This is a genomic window from Tritonibacter horizontis (genome assembly GCF_001518015.1).
Classification (GTDB): domain Bacteria; phylum Pseudomonadota; class Alphaproteobacteria; order Rhodobacterales; family Rhodobacteraceae; genus Epibacterium; species Epibacterium horizontis.
Genome location: NZ_LPUY01000012.1, coordinates 79,555 through 97,265 on the forward strand (window position 1 = coordinate 79,555; position 17,711 = coordinate 97,265).

The window sequence follows — 17,711 nt, forward strand, 5'->3', positions numbered from 1 at the left end:
GGTTCCTCACGATCGGAAATGACATGACTGACCTCATTGAGATGGAGGGCATCGGCAAGACCTTTGCTGGGATTGTTGCCCTCAATGATGCCCGCCTCAGCATCCGCCCCGGCGAAGTGCACGCCATTATCGGTCAGAACGGCGCCGGAAAATCCACGCTGATCAAGATCTTGACAGGTGTTTACCGCCGCAGCGCCGGCGATGTGCGTATGAATGGCGCGCCGCTGGCAATATCGACGCCGCGCGAGGCCCAGGATGCCGGCATCGCCACGATCTATCAGGAACTCAGCCTCGTACCGCTGCGCTCGGTGACGGAAAATGTTGTGATGGGCTACGAGCCACGCACCCGGTTTGGACTGATTGACTGGACCGCCGCCCACGCCCGCACCCGCGAAATCCTTGCCCGTTTTGGCGTTGATATCGACGTGACGCGGCAACTTGGCAGCTATTCCACGGCCGTTCAGCAGCTTGTCGCCATCGCGCGGGCGGTGTCCCTGGATGCCAAGCTCGTCATCATGGACGAAGCGACGTCTTCGCTCGATGATCAGGAGATCGAAACGCTTTTTGCGGTGATAAACACGCTGAAGGCGACCGGTGTTGCGGTGCTTTATATTTCGCATTTCCTTGATGAGCTTTACCGCATCTGCGACCGCGTGACGATCATGCGGGATGGTCAGACGGTCAACACGCATCGGGTTGCCGAGACGACGAAACTCGGGCTGGTTTCGGAAATGCTGGGCCGCGACGCATCGGAGATACAGGCGGCGGGGTTGACCGCGTTGTCAGGTGGCCATGGAGAGCCCGGCGAGGTGCTGCTGGAGGCGACGGAGATCCGGTCAAAAACCGGTCTGCGCGGCGCGTCCTTTACCCTGCGGCGGCGCGAGATCGTGGGGCTTGGCGGCTTGCTCGGCTCTGGGCGCACCGAAGCGGCGCGCGCCGTCTTCGGGCTTGATCCGTTGACCGGGGGCACGGTCCGTCTCAGCAATGGCGCGCCGCTTGACACCCCTGCTGCGGCTATCGCCATGGGCATCGGATTTTTGACCGAGGATCGCAAGGCGGACGGGATCATTCCCGACATGTCGGTCCGCGAGAACATCACGCTGGCGATGTTGCCACGTCTCAAACGGCTGGGAGCGGTCGACCGCGAGCGGGAACGCAAACTGGTTCAGCACTACATCGATGCGCTTCAGATCAAGACCGCCGGAATGGAGCAACCGATCCGCGAGCTGTCGGGCGGGAACCAGCAAAAGGTTCTGCTGGCCCGCTGGCTGGCGCTGGAACCCGAGATCCTGATCCTCGACGAGCCCACACGCGGCGTCGATGTGGGCGCAAAATTCGAAATCCAGTCAATCATCCGCAAACAAGTGGCCGATGGCCTGTCGGTGCTGCTGATAAGTTCCGAATTCGAGGAGCTGGTAGAGGGCGCCGACCGCATTGTGGTTCTTCAGGACGGGCGCTCCGTCACCGAGCTTCATAATCCCGGCGTGACCGAAAGCGCGTTGATCGGGGCGATGGCGCACCACGCAGACGCCCCTGACACCAAAAGGAGCCCATTGTGACGCGGACTCTCACGAGCTTTTGCGCGCGGTTCGATCCCGCGCGCCACGGCGCGCCCCTGGCGCTTGTCGTGATCCTTCTGTTCAACCTGATGGTCACACCGTATTTTCTGCAGCCGCAGACGCTTTTTGTGAACATCAGTCAGGTTGCAACCATCGCCATTGTCGCCATGGGCATGACGCTGGTCATTGCCACCGGCGGGATCGACCTGAGTGTCGGCGCTGTCATGGCCCTGGCCGGGGCGCTTGCGCCGCTGATTTTCTTGTCAAATTTTGCTGCGGCTCATCCGACACTCGGCCTGGTTGCGGCCATCGTGGTGCCGATCCTGCTGGCGCTTTGCTGCGGGGTGTTCAACGGGGTGCTTGTCAGTTTGCTGGGGGTGCAGCCCATCGTCGCCACGCTGATCTTTTTCATCTCGGGGCGCGGATTGGCGCAGGTGCTGACCAATGGCAATCTGCAAACCTTCACGCATCCCTCCTTTAGCTATCTTGGCACCGGCCGGGTTCTGGGGCTGCCGTTTCAGGGCTGGCTGGTGCTTGCCATCGGGGCGGTGCTGACCTGGATCGTGGCGCGGTCGGTCTTTGGACGGCAACTGCTGGCGGTCGGCGGCAACGAACGGGCGGCGCGACTGGCAGGGATCCCGGTGCATCGGGTCAAGATTGGCGCCTATGTCATCTGTTCTGGCTTGGCCGGTCTGGCCGGGTTGATTGTGGTCGCCATCAATTCCGCCTCTGACGCGGCCCGGATTGGCAACCTGATGGAGCTGGACGCGATTGCGGCGGCTGTCGTGGGGGGCACTCTTTTACAAGGCGGGCGGGCTCCGATCTTTGGCGCGCTTCTTGGAGCGGTCATCATCCAGCTCGTGAAATACACGCTGCTTGCAAACGGTGTCGCGGATGAAGTCGCCCTGATCGCCAAGGCAGGCATCATCATCGCCGCCGTCTATCTGCAACAAGCGCGCAAGGAATAAGCCATGTCTGACACGTTTTCTATCGACCTGCGCCGCTATCTGCGTGGTGGGGGCCATTCCTTCGGCGTCTGGGTGGCGCTGGTGGTTGTGATCGTCTTTGGCCTGATGCGCTATGAGAACTTTGGCGGGGCCTATAACATCTCGTCCTTTCTCAACTACAACGCGATGTTCATCGTGATCGCGGTCGGCATGTGTTTCGTGATCCTGACGGGAGGGGTCGACCTGTCAGTGGGGTCGGTCGCGGCCTTTACCTCGGTGGTGGCCGCCTATCTGTCGCCTTTTGGTATCCAGGTCGCGCTGCCGGGCGCGGTGCTGGCGGGGCTGGCCATCGGTGGCATCAACGCGCTCTTTGTCGTGGCCTTGCGCATTCCGCCCTTCATCGCGACGCTGGCAACCATGCTGGGTGCAAAGGGCGGCGCCCTGGTCATTTCGGGGGCCCAGACGATTGCTATCGACTGGGGGTCGAACTTTACAAAACTGGGCATGGAAAAGGCTTTTGACCTGCTGCCATGGAGCATTTTCATCACCGCTGCGGTGGTCATCGCGCTTTGGATCGTGCTGGAGCGCACATCGATCGGCCGGACAGTGCTGGCTGTTGGCGGGGGCGAGGATGCAGCGGGCATGATGGGCCTGCATGTCAATCGCGCCAAGGTCTTTGTTTATATCCTCAGCGGCGGCTGCGCGGGTCTGGCGGGGGTGTTTCTGGCCTCTGGTTTCGGCGCGGGTCAGCCGCTGGAAGGTATTGGCTGGGAGCTGTCGGCGATTGCATCAGTTGTGGTGGGTGGCACCCTGTTGACCGGTGGGGTTGGCAGCGTGGGGGCGACCGTGGCGGGGGCGCTGCTGCTTGGTCTCGTCTTCAATATCCTGAACTTTGAGAACGGGCGCGGCGTGATCAGCCTCAGCGCCTATTGGCAGATGGTCATCCGCGGCGGGTTCCTGTTTGCGGTGATCCTGCTGCAAAGCCAACTGTCACGGCAACCGAAAGGGCCGCAAGGCTGACCGGGCGCGCTTGCGCAACCGCGCACGTTCCTGGTCAACCTGGTGCGCGATCTGGATCGCGGCGGACCTCTTCCTGATAAGTGCAATACCTGTGACGCGCGTGGCCTATTCGGCCATGGCGCGTCACCTGCATATCTGGCCACCAGAGGAATGTCCGCGCCACCCGGTGCGGGCGTGCTTTGCAGGTCGGGTGCATTTCAAAGACTTTGAATGCCTGGCACACAGCGGTCGGGATCAAGGCCGTTCCGCCGGGAGGCTGTCGCACATGTATGTGCTGGACCCTGGGTCGGCAGCCACCCCGATGTGACGCTGGAGGTATCCCTGAAGACCGGGATACCCGGCACGCATGTTGCGCCCGGGCTATCTTTAACGGCAATCGGTGTGGGTTCAGGCCTTGTGACCAAGCCAGGGGCGATCATCGCTGACCGCCCCCAGTCTGGGAAGAGGTCATCTGTAGACTTGCGAGGGCAGCCAGAGCGCGATTTCGGGAATGAAGGTGATCAAGAGCAGCACAAGGATCAGCGGCACCAGAAACGGCATCGTGGCCTTGACGCATTGCTCAAACCGGACCCCTGACACCTCGGACAACACAAAGAGCACCATGCCGATGGGTGGTGTCAAAAGGCCAAGCATCAAATTCAGGATCAGCAAAATCCCAAGGTGAACCGGGTCAATCCCTGCGGACACTGCGATGGGCATCAAGACCGGAACAAGAATGGTAATCGCAGCGATCGTTTCCATAAAGAGACCGATCAGCAAGACGATGACCATCATGATCACCAGCAGGACCTGTTTGTTGTCCGTGATGCCCAACAACAGCCCGCCAAGTTTGGTCGCAACCTGTTCAGAGGTCAAAATCCACGCAAATACAGCCGCTGAGGCAATAATCATCAGGATTGCGGCTGAAGTGGTGATTGTGTCCATCGAGACGCGGACAAGATGGCGCCAGGTCAGGGAGCGGTAGACAATCAGACCCAACACCAGCGCGTAGCACACGGCGGCAACGGCGGCCTCGGTCGGGGTGAAAACGCCTGTTGCGATGCCACCGACGATTATGACCGGTGTCAACAGTGGCAGAAAGGCGTCCTTGAACGTCGTCCAGATCCAACAGGGGTTGATTGGTCCATCGCGGGGGTAGTCGCGTTTCCACGAATACCAGGCGACCATTATCATGAGAGACAGCGCCATGAGCAGGCCGGGCACGAGGCCGGCCGCAAAAAGCTCTCCGATGGAAACGGAGGCCATCACGCCATAGATCACCAGCGGTAGCGACGGCGGAATGATCGGTCCGATGGTGGATGAGGCCGCCGTGACGCCGACCGAAAAATCGACGTCATAGCCGCTTTCGCGCATGGCCTTGATTTCGACGCTGCCCAGCCCGCCCGCGTCGGCAACGGCGGCGCCGGACATGCCGGCAAAGATCACACTTGCCCCGACATTCACGTGCCCCAGACCGCCCGGCAGCCAGCCGACCAAAGACCGTGCGAAGGCAAAGATCTTGGTCGTAATCCCGCCGGTGTTCATCAAATGCCCGGCAAGAATGAAAAACGGGATCGCCAGCAGCGGAAAGCTGTCAATGCCCCCGATCATGCGATGGATCAGCAGCACGTCGGGCAGGCCTTTGACCATGATGTAAGCGAGGGAGGCACCGCCCAGGGCAACCGCCACGGGAACGCCCAGGATCAGAAAAACCGCAAGAATTATGAAGAGTAAGGTGAGTGCCATGTTATCCGGCCTTTACGGCGAAAGGGATTTTCTCGTTGATGATGTCCTGTGCGGGGCGCAAAACCTGCCGGACGAGAGCGGCGAACGAAAACAACGACATACAGGCACAAGCAAAGCTCACCACATAGTAGAGATACGCCTTGGGCAGATCGACCGACACCATGTTCGAGTTGGTTTTTTGTGCCAGTTCGACCGCCAGCACGCTGGCATAGGCCCAAAAGGCGATGGTGATTATTTCAACCAGCAAGATGATCGGTTTGATCGCGCGCACCGGGACGTAGTGATAGGCGAATTCCAGAAAGATGTGTTTGCCGCGACGGGTGCAGCTGACGGCACCGACGAAACCCAGAAGGATCAGAAAGTAGCGCGCGATTTCTTCGGTCCAGCCCAAGCTGTCGTTCAAGACGTAGCGCGTGAAAAACTGTAGCGCGACGATGATAAACAGCGCCGCAAAAATGACCAGAGCGGGCACATCCAGCCAGCCCACATCGGAGATGTCATTGGTGACCTCCTCAACGGCCTCCAGCAGCTCATCAATTTTGTCCTTGTCCTGCATGGTTCCTCCCTCCCCTTCATGAAAGGCCACCGCTGGGATCGCCAGACGGTGGCCTGCTGATAGCTTAATTGGCGTCAGGAATGGACTGAAGCTTTTCGTAGAGATCGTCGGGGAAGGGCAGGTTGCCAGCCGTCAATGCGGGGGCGACCGCCTCGATGAATGGAGCACGGTCCACTTCGTTGACGGTGATGCCCTCGCTGCGGAACCATTCCACCAGTTCCAGTTCCGCGGCAACGATTTCGTCCGTGGCGGTATCGATGGTTTCGGCAAGCACCTCTTCGAGAATGGCACGATCCGCATCGGTCAGCATGCTCAGGCGCACGCTTGAGACCACGGTGAAGATTGAGTTGATGATGTGACCTGTCAGGTTGATGTGGTCCTGCACCTCGTGAAAGCGCTTTGCCTTGATGGTTGTGAGCGGGTTTTCCTGCGCGTCAACAACGCCCTGTTGCAGGGCAAGGTACACTTCGGCAAAGGCCATCGGGGTCGGGTTCGCGCCAGTTGCCTGCGGGAACAACACATAAGCGGGCGCATTGGGCACGCGGATCTTGAGGTTCTTCATGTCGTCCGGCGACAGGATTGGCTTGTTCGCCGTCACGTGGCGGGCACCGTAGTAGCCAACCGCGGCGATTTCATTGCCGCCGGTTGCGTCGGCGTAGCCTTTGGCGACCTCGGCGAAAACGTCGCTGTCATAATAGGCGGACCAATGCGCAAGGTTACGCAATGTGAACGGAAAATCCGTCATCGAGGCGGGACCGTAGACCGCCCCGGCAAAACCGGCGCCGGTATAGATGATATCGACTGTGCCCAGCGAAAGCCCTTCGTTCAGATCCGCTTCTTTTCCAAGGGAGGAGGCGGGGAAAACAGCGATGGTGTGGCGACCTTCTGTGCGCTCTTCGAATAGCTCTGCGGCTTTCACGGCTGCCGTGTGAAGCGGATGACTGACTTCGTAGACATGCGCGAATTTCAGTTCATCGGCGGTGACGGTTGACCCCATCAGGCCGGCCGCTGCAAGCGTCGCCGCGCCCAGAAGAGTGGTAATTTTCATGATTTCCTCCACGTTGTTTGCCCAGACAGGGCGGTTGTTGAACCGGGAATGTCGGCTGCCCTATGTCTTTTGTGCATGGGTACGGCGCAGTTTTTCCCAGTCAAATTCTACGCCGATCCCCGGCGTGGATGGTGCTACGGCCATGTGATTTTCAAGCACAAGCGGGCGGAGCGTGTATTCATCGATCGGAAAGCTGTGAACTTCGATCTGACCGGCGTTGGATTGCGCCGAAACAAGGCTGACATGAAGTTCCTGCATGCCGTGGCTGCAGATCGGGATGCCTGCCTCGCGGGACATTTCGGCAACGGCCAGCCAGCCAGTGATGCCACGGCAATTGGACGCGTCAGGCTGGACATAAGCCAGTCCTGAATTGTCAAAGGCGTGGCGGAATTCTTGTTCTGTATGCAGGTTTTCCCCCATGGCGAGCGGGCATCCGGTGACCTCGGCAATGTGCCCGTATCCGGCATAATCATCGGGTTCGATGGGTTCTTCGAACCAAAGCACACCAAGTTCTTTGAAGGCATGGGCGGCTTTGATCGCCTGTGTCCGGGTCATCGAATAGTTGGCATCAACCATGAAATCCACATCGGGACCGATCAGGTCAATCACCGCCTGCGCGCGTTCGAGATCTTCGGCGAGGTCGGGTTTGCCGACTTTGATTTTCACGCCGTTGAACCCCTCGGCGATATAGCCGCGCACACTGTCCAGCAGTTTGGGCAGCGGGTAGTTCAGATCAATCCCGCCGCGATAGGCGCGACACCGATCAGAGGCGCCGCCGGCGCCCTGCCATAGGGGCTGACCCAGCTTGCGGCACCTGGCATCCCACAGGGCAATGTCGATCGCTGCGATGGCGAAACTGTCGATCCCGCCCCGACCAACATAGTGGATATGCCGCCCCATCTTGCCATAAAGCGCTGCGATATCCGTCCCGTCATGACCCAACAGCCAGGGCTTGAAATCGTGGTCGATCATCGCCTTGATCGCGTGCCCTCCCTTGCCGCCGGTATAGGTGTAGCCTGTTCCGGTGGTGCCGTCAGAGAGTTCGAGCGTCACGATCACCAGTTCGAAAAAGGTGTGATCGCCATGCATGGCGTCGCTCAGCACTTCCTTCAATGGCAAGGCGAAAAGGTGGCTGTCCAGCTTGGTGATCGTCGTCATGGTTCTCTCCTGAGCCAAGGTCGGCTTTTTGGTCCGACCAAAGAAGGCGTAAAATTTGGGATATGTCAATAAACTTCGAACCACTGACTTTTTGGTAAGTCCATATATGTGGATTGATGTGCTGTCCCCATAGGGTGCAGGCCTGCCTGGTGCGGGTGTATCGGCGCTGCGACCTGCCGCTTCCGAGGGGGTATTCGCGTTCGCCATCCCCCCTCTGGTGCAGCTCAGGACGCATCTGATTCGCGTCGCGTCGTGAATTTTGTCAGATGAGTTGCCTATTTTTGGTCGGTCCATACGTGGCACACATCCAAAATACAGGGCAAATATCTTGAAACTTAGCGCAGTATTGACTCATGTTCGGTTTTTTGGTCTTACCAAACTAACAAGCATGCATGGAAACTTGGAAAAGGAAGTCGCGATGTCACAAAGTATTCTGGCTGCATTCTATCGAGGCGATCATCGCTTCTCGGTCGAAACCGTTGACGTTCGCGCGCCCGGCGAGGGCGAAGTGGCGGTGCGGATTGCCTATTGCGGGATCTGCGGCACCGACATGCATGTCTTTCATGGAAACATGGATGCCCGCGTGGGGTTCGAGCGCGTCATTGGCCATGAAATGTCGGGCGTCATCGAGGCTGTGGGGGCGGGCGTCGAGGGCCTGACAAAGGGCCAAAAGGTCGTCGTGCGGCCGTTGGATCATTGCGGCGAATGCCCGGCCTGCACCGCCGGGCACCAGCACATTTGCCACAACCTGAAGTTTCTGGGCCTCGACACCGAAGGCGCCTTTCAGGAAATCTGGACGGTTCCCGCACATACGCTGCATATCCTGCCCGACGACATGCGGCTGGATCATGCTGCCCTGATCGAACCGGTTGCCGTGGCCTGCCATGATGTGCGCCTGTCAGGTTTGGCCAAAGGGGAGGACGTCGTCGTCATTGGCGGCGGACCGATCGGTGTTCTGGTGGCGGCTGTCGCCCGCGCGGCGGGCGGAAATGTATTGATTTCCGAGGTCAACGAAAACCGGCTGGCCATCGCGGCAAAGATGGGGTTCGACACCATCAATCCCGCCAAATCCGACCTCGTTGACAGCATCCAGAAACGCACGGGCGGCAAGGGCGCGGACGTCGTATTCGAAGTGTCGGGCACACAACCTGGCGTCGACGCGATGACGGCGGTTGCTGCGGTACGGGCCCGGTTGGTCATGGTCGCGATCCACGCCCAGAAACCTCAGATCGATCTGTTTCGGTTTTTCTGGCGCGAGCTGGAGCTGAAAGGCGCGCGAGTCTATGAGCCTGCCGACTACGAAAAGGCGATTCAGCTGGTCGCGCGGGGCGAAATCGACGCCGAAACCATCATCACAGATGTCAGCCCGCTGACCGATATTCAGCAGGCCTTTGAGGCGCTGGATGCATCGCCCACGGCCCTCAAAAGTCTCATCAAGGTAGGAGCATGACCATGGCCATCAAAGATCTCTTCGATCTGTCGGGAAAAACAGCCCTTGTTACCGGGTGCAAACGGGGCATCGGACGCGGTATCGCCGAAGCGCTGGCAGGGGCCGGCGCGGATATTGTCGGCGTCAGCGCCTCGCTCGAACTTGAGGGCAGCGCAGTCGGCGAGGCCATCGCCGCCACGGGCAGATCGTTCACGCCCTACCAATGCGATTTCAGCGACCGCTCTGCATTGACCCGGTTCATCGGCCAGCTGAAGGCAGACGGGGTCGCCCCTGACATTCTGATCAACAATGCAGGCACCATTCGGCGTGCCCCTGCGGCGTCTCATGGAGATGACATCTGGGACGAAGTGATCGAAGTGAACCTGTCGGCGCAATTCGTCCTGAGCCGCGAAATCGGGCGCGGTATGGTTGAGCGCGGCGCGGGTAAGATCGTTTTCACCGCCTCCCTGCTGACCTTCCAGGGGGGCATAACCGTGCCGGGATACGCCGCGTCCAAGGGCGGCATCGGGCAGCTGACCAAAGCATTGGCCAACGAATGGGCAGGGCAGGGGGTCAACGTAAACGCGATTGCACCCGGCTATATCGCCACCGACAACACGGAGGCCCTGCGCAATGATCCGGACCGCTACAAGGCCATCCTGGAGCGGATTCCAACCGGCCGCTGGGGCACACCGGAAGATTTCGGTGGCCCGGCCGTCTTCCTGTCATCCGCAGCAGCCGACTATGTGAATGGCGAAATTCTGACCGTCGACGGTGGGTGGATGGGCCGCTGAGGGGATCGCCTACCTCTCACCCTGAGAGCCAAGTATACTGCTATGTGTGAGCCCAAGCGGCGGCTGGACCGTCCAGTCGCCGTTTGGCACGCGCGCCGCAATGTTTGCCACCGAAAAACCCGGCCCCTGCCGCGTTGCCCGCAGATCGGCCGGACCGGGGCAGGTTCTTTGGGCAAAACCTGTCATGCACCGGGTTCCCTGGGATCCGGCAGCACCTTCAGAAACGATGCATAGGCGTTTCGCAGGATGTCGGATTGTAGCTCTGGGTCCGCGGCCGCATAGGCGGTTCGGACCGCAGCCGTCGCCAGGATCAATGCCGGAAGATACGCCTCGCCCTCCCGGCCCTGTTTGTGGGCCATCGCGGCGCAGGTTCTGCGCAAGGCGAGGTCGAAAGATGCCTTCACCTCTGGCGTCGCACGGGTCACATCGCCGAGCAGCGCCGCGAAGGAACAGCCGCCAAATACCTCCTTCAGGTTCTTCGGGTCCATATAGGCCGTGAAAATCGCACGCATTTCGGCGTGAAGTGCCGCGCCTTCTTTACCGGTCCGATCTTCAAGCATCCTGAGAAGCGGATGTTCGTGGCACACAACTTCGGAAAACAGCGCCGTCTTGCTTTGGAAATGCGCATAAAACGCGCCCCGGGTCAGGCCGGACGCTTTCATCAAATCGTTCAAGTTGACGCCGGCATAGCCTTTGGCGCGAAAGACCTGCGCGGCCCCGTTTCGAATTTTTCGGACCAGTCTCTTTTTGTCATCTGCTGTCAGCCGCATCAATTTATCCATGTTGACTGACATGCATAAATTCGATTATCGGTAGACATGCAAGGAGAAACCACGATCAGTGACCCCGAACAGGCCTGGCAAGACCTCGTCTTGACCATGATGTCCCGACATGCGGGCATGGCGCGCGGGCAGATGATGTCTGCCGACGCTCTGCTTTGCCGCGAGAAGGTTTTTGCCTTCTTTTCCAAACGGGGCGGAGGCGTCGGGCTGGGGGCGCGCGTCGGGCGCGACGCCGACATCGACGCCTTTGGGATATCTGACTGGCAGCACCTCGCCCCGTTCAAAACCAAGCCTCCCATGAAAGACTGGATCGTCATCGGCATCCGTGACCACGCCCGCTGGCATGAGATCGCGGAATTTGCCTACCGGACAGCAATAGAAAGGCCTTGAATGACCCTGATTTCAGTAACCCCGTTTTACGCCGCAGCCATCGCGATCCTTATGGCTGTGCTCTCAACATGGACCGGCATCATGCGCGGCAAGACCGGTGTGGCCCTCGGGGATGGGGGAAACAGCGCCATGGCGCTGGCGATCCGCCGTTTCGGCAACCTGTCGGAATACGCGGCGATGGCAATCCTGCTGCTGCTATTGATGGAAATGCGAGGAGTTGATGGCCGCTATCTTCACGCCTACGGGATCGCGCTGCTCATGCTCCGTATCATACACCCAGCCGTTTTGTTCGACAACTTGACCGCGCCGATGTGGAAGAAGGCGGGCAGGTTTGTTTCTGCTGCCGGCACTGCACTGCTCCTTGTGATCGGTGCGGCAGCGCTGCTCATCTGGTAGCGAGGCGCGCAGAGGCCCGCCAATATCCCCGGCCCGGACCCCAAACGACCGACAAACAGGGAGCGCGAAAATGCAACTCGGGGCCTTCTCAATCAGCCTGAACGTAAAAGACCTTGAAAAATCGCGGGCATTTTACAGTCAGCTTGGCTTCTCCGCAATGGGTGGCGACGCGGACATGGGATACCTGATCATGAAGAATGGCGATACGCTCATCGGCCTCTTCCAAGGCATGTTTGATGCCAATATCTTGACCTTCAACCCCGGCTGGGATCAGGACGCGACGGAGATCGAAGAGTTCGACGATGTCCGCGCCATTCAATCCATGCTTCTGAGCAGGGGCCTACCCCTCGATCACACCTGTCAGACAGACAGCTCCGGCCCGGCACATATCCAGCTAACCGACCCCGACGGGAACCAGATCCTGATCGATCAGCATCGATAACAATCGCCACTTTCGTCAACACGGACCATGGCGATACCTGCCATCTTGTTGACCGGGCCGATGGTCGTGACGGGGGCCGTCGCGATTGTCGGATCGTTGCGGCATGCGCATTCGACGCGACAGAATCACCACAATAAAAATCGATATTTGTGGTTGATGCAAAATAACATCGGTAATACCTATGGGGTATCAGGGAGGTTCAACATGAAACACATCGTTTGCGTGGCGCTTCTGGCCGCATCTTTTTCTGCATTTGCCCCGTCGGTGCGGGCCGAAGAATATCGAATTGGGACCGCCAGTCTTGGCGGCGCGTTCTTTCCGATGGGCCAGGGGATCTCCAACCTCGTCAACACATACGCAGGTGATGGGATCGACATGGTGCCCATCGTCACGCAGGGGTCGGTGCAAAACCCCCGTCTTGTTGCGCAGGGCGAGGTGGAGCTTGGCATCACCAGCGCCAACCTTGCCGCCGACGCGGTGGCAGGAAATGGCGCCTATGATGGCACCCCGATGGCACTGAGCGCGCTTGGTCCTTTGCACCCCAGCGTACTTCACATGGTTGTGCCTGATGGCTCGGACATCCGAACCTTTGCCGACCTCAAGGGCAAGCGCGTAGCTGTCGGCCCGGCCGGCGGCGGCACGATGGGTTTCCTCAACAACATGCTGCCGATCTACGGGCTCAACCTTGATGACATTACGCCCAGCTTCCTCAGCTACGGCGACGGTTTCAGCCAGCTTTCGGACGGCAATGTCGATGCCGCGCTGGCCCTGTCTGGCTACCCTGCGGCAGCCGTGATGCAGGCGGCGGCTTCGGGCAAGCTGAGGATGATCGGCATGGAAGCCGACAAGAAGGACGCGATCCTGTCCGGCAATCCGGCCTACAGCATTTTTAACATTCCCGCCGATGTCTATGGTATGGACGAGGACGCGCAGGTCCTGGGCGTAACCAACATGCTGATTGTCCCAACAGAGATGGACGCAGGCATCGTCGAAAGGATCGCCGGGGCAATCTACGATCACCTCGACGAGTTCGCAGCCGAAAACGCCAATGCGCGCCAGATCGATAAAGCCCGTGCCAGCGCGCTGGCCATCGATCTGCACCCCGGCGCGGCGGCCTACTTCGCCCGATAAACAGGCCCGTGCGGCAGGGGCAAGGCTCCTGCCCACCTCCGTTTTGTCACGAAAGGACGCGCCATGACCGCGCTGCGCGAGATGACGATCCCTGCCCGGGTGCTGGCCGTTGTGGCCTTCGGCTTCGGCGCCTATCATCTTCTGATCGTGTCTGGCCTCGTGTCCATGTCGACAATGGAAATGCGGCTGACCCATCTGATGCTCGCGCTGACCCTGCTGTTCGCGCGCAGGCCGGCGATGACGACCGCGCCCCGAAGCCCTGCATCAATGGGGATCGATGGCGTGCTGATCCTGTCGGGCATTATCGCAAGCGTCTGGCTGCTCTCGCGCTGGAAGGCAATCGCCATGAGCGGTGGCATGACCACCGCGCAAGATTTCTGGGCGGGGCTGGTCATCGTCGCGCTAGTCATCGAGGCGGCGCGGCGCGGCATCGGCAGCATCCTTGCCGGGATCACGGCGGTTTTTCTGGTCTATCCGTTCCTGAGTCCCTACCTGCCCGGCGTGCTGAACGGACGCGGCTATGGGTTGGAACGAGTCGTGACCTTCCTGACCACCGACACGCAGGGCATCTACGGCATCCCTGTCGGCGTGGCGGCGACCTATATCATCACCTTCACCATCTTCGGCGCGCTGCTGTCACGGCTTGGCGCGGGAGAATTCTTCTTCGAGATCTCGTTCCGTCTGACCCGTGGAATGCGCGCCGCATCGGCGAAATCGGCGGTGTTGTTCTCGGCGCTGATCGGCATGGTGTCGGGCTCGGCGGCGGGCAATGTCGCCGTCACCGGCACGCTGACCATCCCGCTGATGAAGCGCGAAGGCTATGCCCCCCACCAGGCCGCCGCGGTCGAGGCGGTTGCATCGACTGGCGGGCAGATCATGCCGCCCGTCATGGGCGCCGCCGCCTTTATCATGGCCGAGGTGGTCGGCGTAAGCTACACCGAGATCATGAAGACCGGCCTGCTGCCGGCGTTGCTGTTCTTCGGCATGGCCTTCGCGGTGGTGCATCTGCGCGCCCAACGCAGCGGCATCGCGCCCGTCACCACACCGACGACCGATCCGCGCAGCTCCGTGCGGGTGCTCTGGGACGGAATGCCCTTCGTCATCGCCTTTGCGTTGCTGCTGGGCATGATGCTGGTGGGCTATTCGCCCTTCAAGGCTTCGCTCTGGGCGATGGGGGCGATGATCGCCTGCACCGTGATCTGGAAACGCGGGATCGACATGGACCTGCTGCGCCGCATTTCCGGCGCCGTCACCGAAGGCGCGCAGGGGGTGGTGACGATCTCTGCGGCCTGTGCGGCGGCAGGGATCATCGCGGGCGTTCTGGGGCTGTCGGGCCTGGGTTCCAAGATCGCCGTGTTGATCGACATGAGCTCTGGCGGCAGCCTTGTCATCGCGCTGATCCTGACCATGCTGGTGTCGATCATCCTCGGCATGGGACTGCCGACGACGGCGGCCTACCTGATCCTTGCGACCGTGGTCGCCCCGGCGCTGGTCAAGATGGAGGTGCCGGTGCTGACTGCGCATTTCTTCGTCTTCTACTTTGGCTGCATTTCGACCATCACGCCGCCCGTGGCGCTGGCTGCCTATGTCGCCGGGGGCATCGCCAAGGCCGACATCAACAAATGCGGCTGGACCGCCGCCGCCTACGCCGCGCCAAGCTTCCTTTTGCCATTTGCCCTGTGCTTTGGCCCCGGTCTGATGCTGCAGGGCAGCTGGATCGAGAACATCGAGGCGGCCGGCACCGGGATGCTCGGGGTGTTTGCCATAGCCGTCGCTGTGATCGGGGTCCTGCGTCACCGGATCAATGCGATGGGGCGGTTCACAGCGGCGATTGCCGGCGTGCTCCTGCTGTTTCAGGGCCTGCTCAGCGCTGCGCTTGGGCTGGCCCTGCTGGGCGGGCTCTATGCCGCAGCTGAACTGCGTGCCGGCAAAAACCAAGCAAACTGAAAAGGACGTTTCTCATGAATATGACCCAATTCCGCCGCGTGGTCACAGGCCACGATACCAAGGGCAAGGCCATCATCGAGAGTGATCAAACCGCTGACCAGTTCCTCGAACGGCCCAACCGGCCCGGCGTGAGGTTGACGAATTTCTGGATCTCTGACGGAACCCCCGCCGAATATGACGGCGCCACCGAAACCTGCACCGGCGATTTCACCCTGCACCCACCCGCCATGGGCAGCGTATTCCGCTGCGTGGAGTTCCAGCCCGAAGACCCGGAGGTCATGGCGACGCTTGACGGCCCCTCGGCATTCGCGGAAATGGGCGCGGCTGAAAATATTGTGCAAAACGCGCGTCACCCGTTTATGCATCGCACCGACAGTGTCGATTATGCAATGGTAATTACCGGCGAAATCTGGATGCTGATGGACGATCCTGCCGATGACGTGCTGCTCAAGGCGGGCGATATCTGCATTCAGCGTGGCACCAATCACGCCTGGTCGAATAGGGGTACGGAAACCTGTATTATAATGTTTGTCCTGAACGATGGGGTCACCACGCGTGAAGCGACCGGTCATGCGCGCACGGGCATCCCAGCCCGCCCCGTGTCGTGATGGTGCCTGCCCGGTCTGCCGGAACCAAGGGGTATGAAAGCGAAATGAGTGTGCAGAATTTCGATGCGGGGGGCGATCCGACGCCCTCGACATCTACCACGCAGACGACCTACCAGGCGATCCGGCGCATGATCATCACCGGCGTTCTTGCGCCCGGCGAAAAGCTCAAGATCGAGACCCTCAAAGAGCGCATCCAGGTTGGTGCCTCCCCCATTCGTGAGGCGTTGACCCTGTTGGTCGCCGACAAGCTGGTCGAACGTATCGACCAGCGCGGCTTTCGTGCCTCTCCGGTTAGTCAGGACAATTTCGCAGAGATTTTACGCCTTCGCTGTGCGCTCGAGGACATGGCCCTGCGCGAGTCCATCGCCGCCGGTGACGAGGCGTGGGAAGAGGCGCTGGTGCTGGCCCATCACCGTATGGCGCGGGTCGGGGGCGCGGATGTCGCGACCTTTGAGGATGCCCACAAGACCTTTCACATGGCGCTGCTGGCTCGCTGTTCCTCACCGATCCTGCTGGGCTATTGCAGCCAGCTCTATGATCTGAATGTGCGCTATCGCTATCTTGCGGGGCGCTCGCGCCATTACGGCACCCGTGACGTGCCGGCCGAGCACCGCGAGATCCTTGCGGCGGCGGTGGCCCGCGATGTGCCACTGGCGACGTCGCGGCTGTTGCACCACTATCAGCAGACTGGCACGTTCCTGCGCGAAACGCCCGACCTGACAGAGGGCAAAGCGCCCTCCTAGTCACCACGCTCTCGAAAAGGCGCGATGGCCGTGTGCGCCTGCACGGCCACAGCCGCCGGGCAAAGAAATCCAACGGCCAACACGTCCCCCCCCAAGGCACAACGCGACGCCCCCGCGTCAAAAGCGTTTTGGGGCGACGGCGACCCGCCGCCCGAAGCCAGATGGGTCAGCAGGCCACGAGCCTGAAATCGAAATCCACCCGCGACCAGGGTCCGTCGACCTTGCCCGACAAAACGAAGCCGTCGGGGAATTCACCCTCGGGTTGCGGCGTGTAATGCATCACCAGGTCCTCGCGCACTCCGAACACCGTGTCCTGATCAAGGTAGGGATCATCGGCGGGGAAGACCTCGGTCACGAGGTCGCGGTAGCCCGGCGCCTTGATGATGAAATGCAGATGCGAGGGTCGCCATGGGTGACGTCCGGCAGCATCCAGGATCTGACCCACCGGCCCGTCCGTGGGCACTGTGTATTCAACGGGACGTACGGTGGTGAATGCATAATAGCCGTTTTCGTCCGTGGTCATCAGCCCGTGGAAGGACATGATGTCCTGGTCCGGGTCCTGGCTTGAATAAAGCCCATTGGGCGCGGTCTGCCAGATGTCCAGCTCCGCATGGGGGATCGGCTTGCCATCGAGATCACGCACATGGCCCTGCACCAGCACCACCTCGCCCGCGAAACCGGCGCGCAGATCGTCACCAATCGCCATCGGCGGCGCGTTCGATACATGGAACGGCCCCAACACGCTGGAACTGGTCGCACCGGGGTGGGAATTGATCATGTCGACCAGTGACGACAGCCCCAACACATCGGACATCAGCACGAATTCGTTGCGTTCGGGCGTTGTGATCCGGCCCGCCCATTCCACCGCCTTCAGCCCGGCGCGCCATTCGTCATGGGTCAGGCCGACCTCCTTGGTGAAGGCGTGCAGGTGGCGGGCGAGGGCGCTCATGATCTCGGCAAAGCGCGGATCGGTCTCTGGGCCAAAATAGCCGGTAAAGACGTCGGTGATGTTGTCAGGCGTTACATTACGCATGTC

The 17,711-nt window shown here is 60.5% G+C and carries 18 protein-coding genes; 12 read left to right on the forward strand and 6 right to left on the reverse strand.

Annotation, left to right across the window (positions count from 1 at the left end; genetic code table 11):
- Positions 1-23 precede the first annotated feature (23 nt).
- From TRIHO_RS02435 to TRIHO_RS02445, 3 genes are read left to right on the forward strand one after another with little or no spacing between them, the layout of a single operon-like run.
- Positions 24-1,559 (forward strand): sugar ABC transporter ATP-binding protein, encoded by a 1,536-nt coding sequence (locus tag TRIHO_RS02435; protein WP_068240097.1) that lies wholly within the window; start codon positions 24-26, stop codon positions 1,557-1,559.
- Entirely contained in the window at positions 1,556-2,527 is a 972-nt protein-coding gene (locus TRIHO_RS02440) for an ABC transporter permease (protein WP_232367688.1), read from the forward strand. Before TRIHO_RS02435 ends, TRIHO_RS02440 begins: the two co-directional genes overlap by 4 nt.
- Before the next feature lie 3 nt (positions 2,528-2,530).
- Positions 2,531-3,526, forward strand: coding sequence for an ABC transporter permease (locus TRIHO_RS02445; RefSeq protein ID WP_068240099.1), 996 nt, complete (start codon positions 2,531-2,533; stop codon positions 3,524-3,526).
- A gap of 447 nt (positions 3,527-3,973) precedes the next feature.
- On the opposite strand, the gene TRIHO_RS02455 is transcribed toward TRIHO_RS02445, so the two are convergent.
- The 4 genes from TRIHO_RS02455 to TRIHO_RS02470 form a co-directional block, all read right to left on the reverse strand.
- Positions 3,974-5,251 (reverse strand): TRAP transporter large permease, encoded by a 1,278-nt coding sequence (locus tag TRIHO_RS02455; protein ID WP_068240102.1) that lies wholly within the window; start codon positions 5,249-5,251, stop codon positions 3,974-3,976.
- Position 5,252: 1 nt separating this feature from the next.
- Entirely contained in the window at positions 5,253-5,807 is a 555-nt protein-coding gene (locus TRIHO_RS02460) for a TRAP transporter small permease (protein WP_068240104.1), read from the reverse strand.
- 64 nt (positions 5,808-5,871) lie between these two features.
- On the reverse strand, positions 5,872-6,855 hold the full coding sequence (locus tag TRIHO_RS02465; RefSeq protein ID WP_068240106.1) for a sialic acid TRAP transporter substrate-binding protein SiaP: 984 nt from the start codon (positions 6,853-6,855) through the stop codon (positions 5,872-5,874).
- Between the two features lie 60 nt (positions 6,856-6,915).
- A complete protein-coding gene (locus TRIHO_RS02470) occupies positions 6,916-8,013 on the reverse strand; it encodes a mandelate racemase/muconate lactonizing enzyme family protein (protein ID WP_068240108.1) in 1,098 nt (365 codons plus the stop codon).
- Between the two features lie 418 nt (positions 8,014-8,431).
- Here TRIHO_RS02470 and TRIHO_RS02475 point away from each other — a divergent pair, with 418 nt between their 5' ends.
- Positions 8,432-9,463, forward strand: a complete 1,032-nt coding sequence (locus tag TRIHO_RS02475) for a zinc-dependent alcohol dehydrogenase (protein WP_106406144.1) — start codon at positions 8,432-8,434, stop codon at positions 9,461-9,463.
- Between the two features lie 2 nt (positions 9,464-9,465).
- A complete protein-coding gene (locus TRIHO_RS02480; RefSeq protein WP_068240110.1) occupies positions 9,466-10,236 on the forward strand; it encodes an SDR family oxidoreductase in 771 nt (256 codons plus the stop codon).
- 182 nt (positions 10,237-10,418) lie between these two features.
- Here the strand turns inward: TRIHO_RS02480 and TRIHO_RS02485 are convergent, their stop codons facing one another.
- On the reverse strand, positions 10,419-11,006 hold the full coding sequence (locus TRIHO_RS02485; RefSeq protein ID WP_165595875.1) for a TetR/AcrR family transcriptional regulator: 588 nt from the start codon (positions 11,004-11,006) through the stop codon (positions 10,419-10,421).
- 102 nt (positions 11,007-11,108) lie between these two features.
- Between TRIHO_RS02485 and TRIHO_RS02490 the strand changes: the two genes are divergently transcribed.
- The 7 genes from TRIHO_RS02490 to TRIHO_RS02520 all read left to right on the forward strand — a co-directional run bounded on the left by TRIHO_RS02490 (position 11,109) and on the right by TRIHO_RS02520 (position 16,675).
- Positions 11,109-11,408 (forward strand): hypothetical protein, encoded by a 300-nt coding sequence (locus TRIHO_RS02490; RefSeq protein WP_165595876.1) that lies wholly within the window; start codon positions 11,109-11,111, stop codon positions 11,406-11,408.
- Complete coding sequence (locus tag TRIHO_RS02495) at positions 11,409-11,804, forward strand: MAPEG family protein (RefSeq protein ID WP_068240116.1); 396 nt, start codon at positions 11,409-11,411, stop codon at positions 11,802-11,804. It abuts the gene before it with no gap.
- Between the two features lie 70 nt (positions 11,805-11,874).
- Complete coding sequence (locus TRIHO_RS02500) at positions 11,875-12,246, forward strand: VOC family protein (protein WP_068240117.1); 372 nt, start codon at positions 11,875-11,877, stop codon at positions 12,244-12,246.
- A gap of 204 nt (positions 12,247-12,450) precedes the next feature.
- Positions 12,451-13,377 (forward strand): TAXI family TRAP transporter solute-binding subunit, encoded by a 927-nt coding sequence (locus TRIHO_RS02505; RefSeq protein ID WP_082704998.1) that lies wholly within the window; start codon positions 12,451-12,453, stop codon positions 13,375-13,377.
- 63 nt (positions 13,378-13,440) lie between these two features.
- On the forward strand, positions 13,441-15,324 hold the full coding sequence (locus TRIHO_RS02510) for a TRAP transporter permease (RefSeq protein ID WP_068240119.1): 1,884 nt from the start codon (positions 13,441-13,443) through the stop codon (positions 15,322-15,324).
- Between the two features lie 14 nt (positions 15,325-15,338).
- Complete coding sequence (locus TRIHO_RS02515) at positions 15,339-15,932, forward strand: cupin domain-containing protein (protein ID WP_232367689.1); 594 nt, start codon at positions 15,339-15,341, stop codon at positions 15,930-15,932.
- A gap of 44 nt (positions 15,933-15,976) precedes the next feature.
- The gene (locus TRIHO_RS02520; protein WP_068240121.1) at positions 15,977-16,675 is read left to right on the forward strand and encodes a GntR family transcriptional regulator; all 699 of its coding nucleotides are present in this window, start codon (positions 15,977-15,979) and stop codon (positions 16,673-16,675) included.
- 166 nt (positions 16,676-16,841) lie between these two features.
- Here TRIHO_RS02520 and TRIHO_RS02525 read toward each other — a convergent pair whose 3' ends face one another.
- Positions 16,842-17,708 carry a dioxygenase family protein gene (locus TRIHO_RS02525; RefSeq protein ID WP_068240123.1) on the reverse strand — a complete coding sequence of 289 codons (867 nt, stop codon included), beginning with the start codon at positions 17,706-17,708 and terminating at the stop codon, positions 16,842-16,844.
- Positions 17,709-17,711: the final 3 nt, after the last annotated feature.